We start from the raw sequence: 12311 nt of genomic DNA on the forward strand, positions 1-12311 counted from the left end.
TCCGCAAGGGCGCAAAAGAGAGAGGGCCGCACCCTGCCGTGCGGCCCTCTCTTTTTAAAACGCGCTATTTGGCCAGTTTGCCCAGGCTGGCGGCGGTGAGATAGGCGTTGATGAACCCGTCCAGGTCCCCGTCCATCACGGCGCCCACATTGCCCACCTCAAAGCCGGTGCGGTGGTCCTTGACCATGGTGTAGGGCATGAAGACGTAGGAGCGGATCTGGGAGCCCCAGCCGATCTCCTTCTGGTCGCCCTTGATGTCCTCGATGCGCTCGAAATTCTCCTGCTCCTTGATTTTCATCAGCTTGGAGAGGAGCATCTTCATGGCCACCTCCCGGTTCTGGTGCTGGCTGCGCTCGTTCTGGCAGGCCACCACGATGCCGGTGGGCAGGTGGGTGATGCGGATGGCCGACTCGGTCTTGTTGACGTGCTGGCCGCCCGCGCCGCTGGAGCGGTAGGTGTCCACCCGCAGGTCCTCGTCCCGGATCTGCACGTCCAAGTCGTCGTCGATCTCGGGCACCACCTCCAGCGAAGCAAAGGAGGTGTGGCGGCGGCCGGAGGAGTCAAAGGGCGAGACCCGCACCAGCCGGTGCACCCCGTTCTCCCCCTTCAAATAGCCGTAGGCATTCTGCCCTTCAATGAGGATGGAGGCGGATTTGAGGCCGGCCTCCTCCCCGTCCAGGTAGTCCAGCACCTTGACCTTGAAGCCGTGGCGCTGGGCGTAGCGGCCGTACATCCGGTAGAGCATCTCGGCCCAGTCCTGCGCCTCGGTGCCGCCGGCCCCGGCGTGAAAGGTGAGGATGGCGTTGTTGCCGTCGAACTCGCCCGAGAGGAGGGTGGACAGCCGCTGGTCCTGCAGCTCCTCCTCCACCTGGGCGACAGCGGCGGTGATCTCCTCGGTCATCGACTCGTCGCCCTCTTCCAGGGCGATCTCGATGAGGGTGGCGGCGTCCTCATAGGCGCCCTGCAGCTTTTGATAGCGGGCCAGCACGTCCTTGATGTCGCTGATTTGTTTGAGGATCTTTTGGGAGGCCTTCATGTCCTCCCAGAAAGCGGGGTCGGCGGACTGGCTTTCCAACCGGGCCAGCTCGGCGGCCTTTCCCTCCAAGTCCAGGGAGACCCCCAGTTCTTTCAGCGGGGTTTCCAGCCCCTCCAAGCGCTGTTTGAGCTCTTCTATCTGCAATAACATTGGCGTCCCCTTCCGAAAAAGCAAGTGTAAAGCGGGCGCGGCGGTCGCCGCTGTCCCCTGGGTATTCTACCACCCGTCGCCCGGCTTTTCAACCGCCGCGCCCCCTCATTTTCCCTCTGTTTTCAATTCTTTCACACAATCTATTGGATTTTTGGGGGCGGTGCGATATAATATAGAAGAATCTCTCTTTGCCCTTTCGGGGCAAAGAGACGCCGCGCCGGCAGGCCCTCAGCCCCCGGCAGCGGCCGAGGGGCGGACGGTCGCCGTCCGCCCCTTTTTTATGGAGGTGAACCTTTCTTGGCTTCATACAAGGGCGAATTATGCCCGGTTTGTCACAAGGCGTTTGCAGACGGCGACCAGATCGTCGTCTGCCCGGAGTGCGGCACCCCCCACCACCGGGACTGCTACTTTCAGCTCGGCCACTGCGCCAACGCCGAGCGCCACGGCGAGGACTTTGCCTGGCAGCCGGAGAAAAAGGCCCCGGCCGCCGCGCCGGGGATCGAGGGGGGCGCGGCCCCCGGGCAGGAGGGGGACGGCTTCTCCCGCCCCTGCCCCCACTGCCACGCCGCCAACCCGCCGGGCGCCCTCTTCTGCATCTCCTGCGGCAAGCCGCTGGAGAGCCAGCAGCAGCAATACGCCGCCGGGCCGGGGTTTGGGCCGATGGCCGCGAACCAGCAAAACATCAAGTACGGCGGGGTCGATCCCGAAGACACCATCGACGGCATCCGGGTGGAGGACATGGCCGAGTTCATCGGCCCCAGCTCGGGTTACTACCTCTACCAGTTCAAAAACATGGACATGCGGGGGCGCAAGCTCTCCTTCTCCTGGTCGGGGTTCTTCATCACCCCCCTCTACATGCTCTTTCGCAAGGTCTGGCCGGTGGCCCTGCTCTCCATCCTGCTCAACATCACCCTCAACATCCCCGGCATCATCTTCTTTTTGACCCCTGAATCCCAAATCAACACCCTCCTCACCGGCCCCTTTGCCGTGGCCTACACCGTCACCAGCCTGCTGATGATGGCCGTGCAGATCTTCTTCGGCCTCTTCGCCAACGCCATCTACCGGCGCTCGGTGGTCAAAAAGATCAAGCGGATCCAGGCCATGGGGCTCGACCGCACCGAAACGCTGCGCCTCTACCACAAAAAGGGCGGGGTCTGCCGCTGGGCGGTCCTCACCGTGGGCCTGCTGCTGATGATTTCCAGCCTGGTCGGCACCCTGTTGACCGCCGCCGGGTTCTGATTTCACCGACCACACACCAAACCATACCGACGATAGGAGTGTTAAAGACGATGCAAAAAATTCGCAAAGCCGTCATCCCCGCCGCCGGCCTGGGCACCCGGGTGCTGCCCGCGACCAAGGCCATGCCCAAAGAGATGCTCCCCATTGTGGACAAGCCCGCCATCCAGTACATTGTGGAGGAGGCGGCCGCCGCCGGCATCGAGGAGATCCTCATCATCACCTCCCGGGGCAAAGGGGTGATGGAAGACCACTTCGACCGCTCCCCCGTGCTGGAGCAGAAACTCCTCGACGGCGGGAAGAAGGCCCTCTACGACCAGGTGGTCTCCATCGCCGAGATCGCCAACATCACCTACCTGCGCCAGAAGGAGCAAAAGGGGTTGGGCCACGCCATCCTGCAGGCCAAAAACTTTGTGGGGGACGAGCCCTTCGCCGTCCTCTACGGCGACGACGTCATCGTCTCCCAAGACCCGGTCTGCGGCCAGTTGATGCGGGCCTATGAGACCTACGGCAAGGCCTGCGTGGGCATCAAAGAGGTGCCGGCAGCCGACATCTCCAAGTACTCCTCCCTGGCGGTGAAGCCGCTGGAGGGGAACCTCTACGCCATCGACAACATGGTGGAGAAGCCCCAGACCGAGGCGGAGGTGCTCTCCCTCTTCTCGATCCTCGGGCGCTGCGTCCTCACCCCCGACATCTTCGACATCCTCGAGCACACCGCCCCCGGGGCCGGCGGCGAGATCCAGCTGACCGACGCCATGCGGGAACTGGCCCTCTCGGAAGGGATGGTGGGGGTCGACTATGTGGGCACCCGCTACGACATGGGCAACAAGCTGGGGGTCCTAAAGGCCATCGTCGAGGTGGGGATCGACCACCCCGAGATCGGCGAGGACTTCCGCGCCTACCTCAAGGACTTTGCCGGCCGGCTGTAAAACCCGCTCAAAAGCCGTGGAAACGCCGATTTTCCGCGGCTTTTTTTTCGCGATCTGCCGAGCCCGCCGTTGACTTTGCGGTTTTTTCTGGTATAATTATTTTGTTGCGCTTCGCAACATCCTTGTCCCCTTCGCGGGGACCTAATGTCCAAAAGGAGGTGCATTCAAAATGGCAAAGGTAAATTACGAGACCGTGATCGTGCTGAGCACCAAACAGGGAGAAGAGGGGATCAAAGCCCTCGTCGAGAAATTCCAGACCCTGATCGCTCAAAACGGTACCGTTGACTCGGTGGACGAGTGGGGCAAACGCCGCCTGGCTTACGAGATCGACCACGAGAACGAGGGCTACTACGTGCTGATCAACTTCAGCTGCGAGCCCGAGTTCCCCGCCGAACTCGACCGCGTCTACAAGATCACCAGCGGCATCCTGCGCACACTGATCATCAAAAAAGAGCAGTAAGCGGAAAGGGGAACGGCTTATGTTGAACATCGCAGCCATCATGGGCAGATTGACAGCCGACCCGGAGCTTCGCCACACCCCCAACAACGTGCCCGTCACCAGCTTTTCGGTGGCGGTGGCCCGCTCCTTCGTCCGCCAAGGGCAGGAGCGCGAGACCGATTTCATCAACGTTGTGGCCTGGCGCAGCACCGCCGAATTTGTCTGCCGCTACTTCAAAAAGGGAAATATGATCGCCGTCAACGGGTCGATCCAGACCCGCAAGTACCAGGACCGCGACGGCAACAACCGCACTGCCTTTGAGATCGTGGCCGACAACGTGCATTTTTGTGAGAGCAAATCCTCCGCTTCTCAGAGCGGCGGGACGACCTTCTCCATGCCGCAGCAGCCCCCCCAGAGCGACGTTATGAGCTTTTCGTCGGGCAGCACCGGTGACTTTGAAGAGATCGCCAGCGACGACGATCTCCCATTCTAACACAAGGAGGAAACGACCGTGGAAGAGAAAACCACCACCGCAGCGGCCCCTGCCGCTGCTTCCAGCACCGCTCCGGCCCCCCGCGAGAACCGCGAGCCCCGGGAGTATAACCGCGACCGGAGAGGCGGCGGGTTCCGCGGCGGCAAACGCGGCCGCCGCAAGGTCTGCGCTTTCTGCGCCGACAAGGCCGAGACCATCGACTACAAAGACATCAGCAAGCTGAGACGGTACCTGTCCGACCGGGGAAAGATCGTCCCCCGCCGTGTGACCGGCACCTGCGCGTTCCACCAGCGCGCCCTGACGACCGCCATCAAGCGCGCCCGTCATCTGGCCCTGCTGCCCTACACCAACGACTAATTAGGCAGCCGGACTTCACTTGTCTCTGTCAAGAGCGTCGACCCTTTTGGGTCGGCGCTCTTTTTGTTGCAGCCTTCCCCGCTCTGCCGGGGGGCTCTTTTGGCGCATCGCCAAAAGAGCCCCCCTTCGATACCATCCAACCAAATGCGGTCTCTCAACTTGCGCAAAGATCTGGGCGGGAGGGACATCGGCGCAGAAGGGTGCCCCGACCACATTCATCTCCTCGCATAGATACCTCCCCCAGACAAACATCTCCAACTCTGTGGGATTTCTCAAGGGAAACAGCAGCTTGACCATCTTCGAGCGACAGGTAGATTGCGAGCACAAACAGATTCCAGCAGTTTTGGTGTCGGGTACCCTGTGTTGACACCGCAGGCAAGAATGCGAAAAAGGACAGCAGAGTATTTCCAACGTCAACGCGGGGAAGAGCAGGCCGCAGACCAGACGGTGGAGCAGCCCCTTTACCGGTGGCAGGTGAGCATCCTCCCGCAGGCGGTAGGCCACGCCAACACCTTGAAACACGGCTGGGCAACATCGCGCTTTGCCCGCACCGGCAGGGCCACCTGCTCTGGCGGCGGGTCCCTATTCGCGAAAACCGCCGGCCCCGCTAGAGGAAGCATACCTCAAAAAAACGTTCACTGAAAGCACCGGGCAAAACAAGCTGCCGACAGCAGAGGGTCGGGCAGAGGGGGCACTGTAAAAGGGCAACTGCGCCGGTTGGCGGCCACAGGGCAGGCGATGCAGGCCAAAAACGGAAGTGCGTCTTAAAACGCCTGCCGGTGCAGGGCCCCGATGGGACCGAGTCGAGTCAACGGCTCTGCCGGGGGCACGACCGCCTCCCCTTCCGCCACGGCAGCCCCGCCAATCAAACGGGCGGAACCAATCAAAAGGCGGTGGTGTCTCTCCCCCTCCGGCCGACAGGTTCGTCGCCCCAAAAGGGACGGCCAGTAAAACCCGTTTGCGACCGCTGCTGATGGCACTTTTGGGCCGGGCTCTCCTGCATCTCGACGCGGCAGAGGTGCTTCACTGCAAAAAAGGCCTTCACCGCGCCGACGGACCCGACGGCGCCAGGCACAAAGGGCGGCCTCCCTCCTTTTATAAGGGCTGCCCGGCAACAGCTCTCAAAAGAAGGGGCGAAAAAGCACACTCTCCGCGCGCCGATACCGCCCGCCCTCCCCCAATACCTACTCCCCCTCCAAGCCCCATCGACGGGGCGGTTTGGCGGGCAATCTTTGTGTTTTCCCCCCTCTCTTCCTTCGGGCGGCAACGGCCAGCCACCCGGATAAAGAGCAAGCCCTCCCCTCCTTATAAAGGAGGGAGGCCGGGAGAGAAAACGGCCTTTCGCTCCCGGAGAAAAACAACTTGTAAAAAATCTGTCAAAATCTGCGGTTTCCAAAATAAGGCGGAAAAATCCCCCTCACTTGCTCCCGATTTCTCTGTCTTTCACTACACTTTACATATTTTTTACAAAAACTTTGGTTATTCGTCAAAGCATCCATTTTTTTTTTTTTTGTTGTGCAAATATGTAAATGTTGTATAATACCTATATGGAAATTGTTTCCCGTTTCGACTGGAGATCGGACTGTCCATCTCCCCCCGCTCTTCTGGACCTGCGGATTGGGAAAGGCCGCGGGGAGCGGGGCCGAAGCGGAGCGATCTTCCGATTGGAGGGCCGCATCCCGCGGCTCTGGAAATGAAAGAAGGAGGAAAACACACGATGAAACCGCTTTTCAAGAAGGGACTCTCTGCCGTTTTGGCAGCGGCCCTGACGGTGAGCATGGCGGCCACCGCGTTTGCAACCCCCAACGCAGAGGATACCGTCATCACCGTACTGCACACCAACGACGTCCACGGCGCCGTGGTGAGCGACGATTCCCACGCCGGGCTGGACTACCTGGCCGGCATGAAAAAGTCCATGGTGGCCGGCGGCCAGAAGGTGCTGCTGGTGGATGCCGGCGACTACTCCCAGGGGACGCCCTTTGTGGCCGACTCCAAGGGACAGAGCGCCATCAAAATCATGAACGAGGTCGGCTATGACGCCGCCGCCCTGGGCAACCACGAGTTCGACTACTCCCTGGACGAAATCTCCGCCAACATCAAGGCGGCCAAATTCGACATCCTCAACTCCAACATCGACGACCCCGAGAACATCATCGACGGGCTGAACAAGTTGGAAAAGACCAAGGTCTTCGATTACGGCGACGTCAAGGTGGGCGTCTTTGCACTGGACACCCCCGAGACCTTTGAATTGAGCCAGCCCGCCAAGGTGGGCAAACTCAACTTCCACAACAACGACTTGAAAAATATCGCGCAAACCACCGTCGACAACCTGAAAAACACCCAGGGCTGCGACGTGGTCATCGCCCTCTGCCACCTGGGCGAGTCCTCCAACAAGTGGTCCTCCAAATGGCTGGCTGAGAATGTCACCGGCATCAACTTAATTGTCGATGGCCATGACCACGTGGAGCGGATGGGCAATGTCGGCGATTACGCCGAGAGCAACAAAGGCGCCATCAAAGTGGGCAGTACCACCATCGTCTCCACCGGCACCGCCCTGGCCTATGTGGGCAAGGTGACCATCACCGTCAAAAAAGACGGCACCGTGGACATCAAGTCCGAGGGCATCACCAACAAGGCCATGAAAGACGGCTATACCCCCGACCCCACCGTCAAGACAGTGGCGGACGCGGTGGCCAAAGAGGTCAATGAGAAGTACGCCGAGGTCATCGGCAAGACCAAAATCGGCCTCTACGCCGGCACCCCCATCTGCCGCCGCGCCGAGAGCAACATGGCCGACCTGGTGGCCGACGCCAACCGCTGGCGGACCCTGCAGTGGCAGCAAACTGCCCCGGCCGAGCTGAAAAACCTGCCGGTGATCGGTTACACCGGCGGCGGCGGTGTGCGCGCTTCCGTCCCCGCCGGGGACATCACCAAGAAGGACATCATCACCGTTCTGCCCTTCGGCGGTGAGACCCGCTACCTGAAGATGAGCCACAAAGCCCTGTGGGAGATGGTGGAGAACGGCGTCAGCCTGATTTCCGTCAACGCCGAGGGGGCCGACACCGCCAACACCGGCGAAATCTTCGGCAACAAGGGCCGCTTCTTCATCCCCTCCGGCATGAAGTACGTCTACGACCCCACCAAGACCCCGACCGACTCGACGGCCAAGACCATGGGCAACCGCGTCCAGAGCATCACCCTGGATGACGGCACCGCCATCGACAAAAACGCCACCGACAAGTTCGTGTTGGTCATGACCGGCTCCTACGAAGTGGGCGGCGGCGATGGCTACTACATGTGTGACCCCGCCTTCTACGGCGACGGCCAGGTCAGCGTGGTGGGGGCCGACACCTCCAACGACGTCTTCCTGACCGACTACATCAAGTACCTGATGACCCTGCCCGAGAACAAAGACGGCCTCTGTGTCCTCAGCGAGACTGGGCGGATCAAGGCCATCAACACCGGCTACACCGCCACCCAGTACGACGCCACCGTCAGCCTGCTGGACAGCGAGGGCAACCCCGCCGCCGGCGCCTGGGCCAAGGTGGAGATCGACGGCAAGGCCTTCGGCGAGTACACGGCCGATGAAAACGGCGTCATCACCGTGCCCGGCATCGGCAACGGCCTGCACGACCTCTGCGCCATCGCCGAGGACGGCAGCCGCGCCGCCAACTACGTCAGCGACTACGCCGGTCAGAAGTCCATCACCCTGCAGGCCAACTACACCGCGGTCAACCAGGGCGACGGTTCCGACACCCCCACCCCTGACGACGGCAAGGAAAAGGGCGACTCGGTCAACACCGGCGACAGCACCGGTTCCCTGATCGCCTTCTCAGCGCTGGCCATCTCCGGCCTGGCGGCCCTGTCCCTGAAAAAGCGGAAACACTAGTTTTCCCCTAACCAAAACCTCTCCTTTCCCAAAAGAGAAGGGAGCGCAGTCGGCTTGACTGCGCTCCCTTTTTTCTGCCCTTTTGCCTTTTTCTCGAAGAGGTGCTCCCCCGCAAAGCGGCAAATACCGGCTGAATTTTCATCTTTTTCGACCGATGTCCCTTTTGCTCTTTCCAATTTGTATATTTTATATCAAATTATACTACAATTGACGTCTTGTGCCCCGTGAGACCCCCTCTTTCCTCCTCCGCCAGACAGGGCGGCGTGCAGGGGGAAAGGAAAATCCTCCGTCCGCTCCTCTCTTCCCTCCCCCTGCACCCCGATTGAAGGGGCGCCCGGCAAACTGTCGAAAACACCTTCTCTCTGCACCAAAAAAGGCGAGGGGATGGCTCCCTTCGCCTTTTTGCAACCAGTCCTGTTTCAAATCAACTAGCTCTGTTTTTGTAGCACCCGCACGGTGACCACCGTGCTGCCAGGGGTGACCTTGGTGCCGGCCGAGGGGTCGGTGGCGAGAACGGTGCCGTCGGCGCCCTCCCCCTCGTAGACGTGGATCACATTGTACTTGATTTTCTTTGCGTCCAAATCGCCCTTCACACTGTCCCAGCTCTTGCCGACGATGTTGGGCATCTCCACATCTTCGGGGCCCTTGCTGACGGTGATGGTGAGCACCTCGCCCGCCTTGAGGGTTTCGCCCGCCTTGGGGGAGAGGTCGCAGATGACGTCCTTGTCGTACTCGCTGCTGTAGGCGGTGACCACCCGGTAGGGGATGTCAGCATGGTCCTTCTGGAAGTCGGAGAGGGGCTTGCCCACCACGCTGGGGACTTTGACCTCGCCCGCCTGTGACCCGCTGGAGGAAGCGGCCCCAGAGGAGCTGCCGGCAGAGGAACTCTCCCCGCTGGAGGAGGACTGGGAGGAGGTCTGCGACGAGGAGCCACCCGCTGGATCTTCGGCGGGCCGGGTGTAGAGCCAGACGGCAATGGCCGCGCCAATGATCACCAGGGCAGCGGCGATCCCCGCGATCATCCAGATAAACTTCTTGTTGCCGCCGGAGTTCTTCCCGCCCTTCTTGGGCGACTGGGCGGCAGGGCGGGACTCCTCCTCGTCGGTGATGCGGACGGCCTCCTTGGTGGGGGCCTCCGACGGGGTGGGGACCTGCCGGGGCAGCAGGGCGGTGGCAAACTCCTCAATGGTGCGGATGCGCCCTTTGGAGGGGAGCACCAGGGCGGCGGCCACCGCCTGGGAGAGGCGGCTGTCCACCGTGTGGTTGACCTCTACCGGGGGGAGCAGGGCGTCGGCGGTGAGCCGCTCGTCCGCGCTCTGGGGCCGGGTGCCGGTGATACAGCGGTAGATGGTGGCCCCCACGGCGTAGATGTCGGTCCAGGAGCCCTGCCAGCCGGTGACGCTGTACTGCTCGGGCGCCGAGTAGCCGGGAAAGAGCTCGCACTGCAGTTCCGAGCCCTTGGTGCGCAGGGCGGAGGTGGCAAAGCCCACCAGCCGGACCTCCCCCTCCCCGTTGACCAGGATGTTGTCGGGGCAGATGCCGCCGTGCACCATCCCCAGCTTGTGGATCTCCCGCAGGGTTTTGAAAAAGGGCTTGAGGATGTTGAGGGTGGCAGCGCTGTCGATCTCGCCGATGGTGCGGGAGAGCACCACCGAGAGGGAGATGCCGTCAAAGTGTTCGGTCACGGCGTAGACGGTGCCCCGGTCCTTCCAGACGCCGTAGACCTGGCAGAGGGCCTCGGCCGCCTCGATGTGGGCGAGGGATTTATAGAGGTCGACAAAGGATTCGACCACCGTCTTAAAGTGCATGCTCTCCCCCACGGCCACCCCGGCGGAACCGTTGAACTCCCGGTCCACCAGACCGGTGGGGAACAGCTCCCGCACGGTGACGCGGCGCTCCTCCTGGCAGTCATAGCCCTGGTAGTCGATCCCCTCGCCGTCCATGTGGATGACCTGGCCCAGCAAAAAGCGGCCGGCCACCACTGTGTGGACCGGCAGGGCCGGGTGGGGGTTGGGGGTGTTCTGGTCGATGTGGCAGCGGGGGCAACGCCCCTCTTCCAGCGGGGTCATGCAGTGGATACAGCGGTTGGTATCTATGTTCATCTGGCGTTCTCTCCTACTGTGGTGTGATGGCGCTGGGCGCAAACAGATGGATCAAAATCGACAAATTCTGCCGAGCTGGGCGGCCCACAGGGCGCTTTCTCCCCTCGGCCATTCATCTTATCATACCCTTTTTCCCGCCCAGTTGCAAGCGCCAAAGGGGGCCGGATCCCCCATTTTGTCCCCCCAGTGGGTGGAGATTTTTTCCACCCCCTCCCGGGCACAAAAAGGAGGCGGCCCCTCCCCGCGGGAAGGGCCGCCCCCGGCAAAACAGGGGTGCTGTCAGAGGGGCGCCACCGGCAGCCGCAGAACGGTCTTCTGCTTGTCCACCGGGGTCTTGCGGGGGTCGCCCAGGTAGATTTCGTGGTGGCGGCGTCCCTCGCCCAAGTCGGGGCGGAACCCCTCCTTTGCCAGGTAGGCGTGCATCCTGGCCAGGGTCTGGGGCTCATCGTCGTAACTGCCCCGGTGCAGACACTGGACACAGAGCCCCTCGTCCACTGTCAGCCGGAAAGCGGCGCTGGTGTCCAGCTTTTTCTTGTGGGCGGCTTCCTCCCTCGCCCAGGCAAAGACCTGGTCGGTGACAAAGTCGGGCAGGCGGATGGCCGCCCGCCAGCAGAAGGAGGACTTGTCGCCAAAATCGGCGTCTTCGCCCCCCTCGCTCCACCACCAGCCCTCCAGCGGGGGAACGACGTATGCAAAGAACCCGTCGATTGGGTGTCCGCCCTTCTCGCTCATGCGGATGGTGTAGGAGACGGTGTAGAGGACGGACACCGCCCGAGAGAATTCGCCGCCCTCCTCGTTGGGGTCGCCCCGCCCTTCCACCGCCACAAAGGGGAGGGGCGGCACCTCGATGAGGGACGGCGTCTCGCCGGGGAGATAAAGGGATCTCTCTGCTTTTTTGTAGTCCAGTGCAGCCATGTTTCATTCCTCCTGTAAAGGGTGTTCTCTTTTTTTACAGGATAGCAGGGAGAACTGGACAGCAGTCTGTCAGGTATGGGAGAAACGCCGCATCACTCGGCCAGGAGCCGGTCTCCCGCAATCAACTCCCGCAAAATCTCCTCTCCCTGGTACTGCTGCTCGAGGCTGCTCCCCCGCAGCAGCACCGGCGTCTCCTCGACGCCCAGTTTGGCCAGCAGGGCCGTGTCCCTCTCGTCCCCCTGCGGGGTGTAGCGAAAAATTTGGGCGTCCCGTTCCTCCAAATAGGAGCGCAGGGACGCCGTTACGGCCGCATCGCCGGCCCCCTCGTCCGAAATGTAGAGGAGGAGGTCCCCCTTCCCCTCGGCGGTGAGGAGCCGCGCCTCCACCTCCTCCGCCGAAATGGGGGAGAAGGGGCCGTCGGGCCGGTGGTCCCGGATGAGGACGTGGTTGTAGTGGGCGCTGTACGCGACCACCGCCAGGGCGACCCCGGAGAGGACCGCCAGAGCGGCCACCCCTCCGCGCCCCAGTCCCCTGCGGCGCAGAAACTGCACTGCGCCGGCGGCCAGGGCCGCTGCCGCCAGCAGGAGGACAAAGGCGTAGAAGCGCCCGTCCCGCAGCAGGCTGTCCTGGTACCAAAAGGCGTATTCGTCCCGGGCGATCCCCGTTTGGTAGGCCACCTCTCCCCCCCAGACAAGGAGGGACAGGGAAGCGATCCCCAGGGGGATGCCGGGCCATCTCTTTGCGCTTTTTTTCATCTCCATCACC

General features: G+C 62.1%; 10 protein-coding genes. 6 read left to right on the forward strand and 4 right to left on the reverse strand.

The genetic code is table 11. The features are described 5' to 3' along the window. Positions 1-64: 64 nt before the first annotated feature. Positions 65-1186, reverse strand: coding sequence for a peptide chain release factor 2 (gene prfB, locus GT748_RS03480; RefSeq protein WP_021660832.1), 1122 nt, complete (start codon positions 1184-1186; stop codon positions 65-67). A 297-nt stretch (positions 1187-1483) separates the two neighbouring features. On the opposite strand from prfB, the gene GT748_RS03485 reads away from it, so the two are divergent. The 6 genes from GT748_RS03485 to GT748_RS03510 all read left to right on the forward strand — a co-directional run bounded on the left by GT748_RS03485 (position 1484) and on the right by GT748_RS03510 (position 8529). Continuing rightward, positions 1484-2425, forward strand: coding sequence for an RING finger protein (locus tag GT748_RS03485; protein ID WP_021660834.1), 942 nt, complete (start codon positions 1484-1486; stop codon positions 2423-2425). A 50-nt stretch (positions 2426-2475) separates the two neighbouring features. Next, positions 2476-3351 (forward strand): UTP--glucose-1-phosphate uridylyltransferase GalU, encoded by an 876-nt coding sequence (gene galU, locus GT748_RS03490; RefSeq protein WP_161213258.1) that lies wholly within the window; start codon positions 2476-2478, stop codon positions 3349-3351. A gap of 169 nt (positions 3352-3520) precedes the next feature. After that, a complete protein-coding gene (rpsF, locus tag GT748_RS03495) occupies positions 3521-3811 on the forward strand; it encodes a 30S ribosomal protein S6 (RefSeq protein WP_021660836.1) in 291 nt (96 codons plus the stop codon). A gap of 19 nt (positions 3812-3830) precedes the next feature. Then, a complete protein-coding gene (locus tag GT748_RS03500) occupies positions 3831-4283 on the forward strand; it encodes a single-stranded DNA-binding protein (RefSeq protein WP_021660837.1) in 453 nt (150 codons plus the stop codon). A gap of 18 nt (positions 4284-4301) precedes the next feature. Further along, complete coding sequence (gene rpsR / locus GT748_RS03505; protein ID WP_021660838.1) at positions 4302-4640, forward strand: 30S ribosomal protein S18; 339 nt, start codon at positions 4302-4304, stop codon at positions 4638-4640. Between the two features lie 1717 nt (positions 4641-6357). Further along, positions 6358-8529, forward strand: coding sequence for a bifunctional metallophosphatase/5'-nucleotidase (locus GT748_RS03510; protein ID WP_161213257.1), 2172 nt, complete (start codon positions 6358-6360; stop codon positions 8527-8529). Between the two features lie 428 nt (positions 8530-8957). Here GT748_RS03510 and GT748_RS03515 read toward each other — a convergent pair whose 3' ends face one another. From GT748_RS03515 to GT748_RS03525, 3 genes are all read right to left on the reverse strand, one after another. After that, positions 8958-10631: a PASTA domain-containing protein gene (locus GT748_RS03515; protein WP_021660847.1), complete on the reverse strand. Its 1674-nt coding sequence runs from the start codon at positions 10629-10631 to the stop codon at positions 8958-8960. Between the two features lie 279 nt (positions 10632-10910). Next, positions 10911-11546 carry a GyrI-like domain-containing protein gene (locus GT748_RS03520; RefSeq protein ID WP_021660849.1) on the reverse strand — a complete coding sequence of 212 codons (636 nt, stop codon included), beginning with the start codon at positions 11544-11546 and terminating at the stop codon, positions 10911-10913. A gap of 92 nt (positions 11547-11638) precedes the next feature. After that, positions 11639-12301, reverse strand: coding sequence for a hypothetical protein (locus GT748_RS03525; RefSeq protein WP_044993160.1), 663 nt, complete (start codon positions 12299-12301; stop codon positions 11639-11641). Between the last annotated feature and the right edge of the window lie 10 nt (positions 12302-12311).

The organism is Bittarella massiliensis (ex Durand et al. 2017) (genome assembly GCF_009876955.1).
Taxonomy (GTDB): domain Bacteria; phylum Bacillota; class Clostridia; order Oscillospirales; family Ruminococcaceae; genus Bittarella; species Bittarella massiliensis.

Coding starts and splice junctions, on each gene's coding strand:
- prfB (WP_021660832.1), bottom strand. CDS start 1,186: ATGTTATTGCAGATAGAAGAGCTCAAACAGCGCTTGGAGGGGCTGGAA.
- galU (WP_161213258.1), top strand. CDS start 2,476: ATGCAAAAAATTCGCAAAGCCGTCATCCCCGCCGCCGGCCTGGGCACC.
- rpsF (WP_021660836.1), top strand. CDS start 3,521: ATGGCAAAGGTAAATTACGAGACCGTGATCGTGCTGAGCACCAAACAG.
- GT748_RS03500 (WP_021660837.1), top strand. CDS start 3,831: ATGTTGAACATCGCAGCCATCATGGGCAGATTGACAGCCGACCCGGAG.
- GT748_RS03510 (WP_161213257.1), top strand. CDS start 6,358: ATGAAACCGCTTTTCAAGAAGGGACTCTCTGCCGTTTTGGCAGCGGCC.
- GT748_RS03515 (WP_021660847.1), bottom strand. CDS start 10,631: ATGAACATAGATACCAACCGCTGTATCCACTGCATGACCCCGCTGGAA.
- GT748_RS03520 (WP_021660849.1), bottom strand. CDS start 11,546: ATGGCTGCACTGGACTACAAAAAAGCAGAGAGATCCCTTTATCTCCCC.
- GT748_RS03525 (WP_044993160.1), bottom strand. CDS start 12,301: ATGAAAAAAAGCGCAAAGAGATGGCCCGGCATCCCCCTGGGGATCGCT.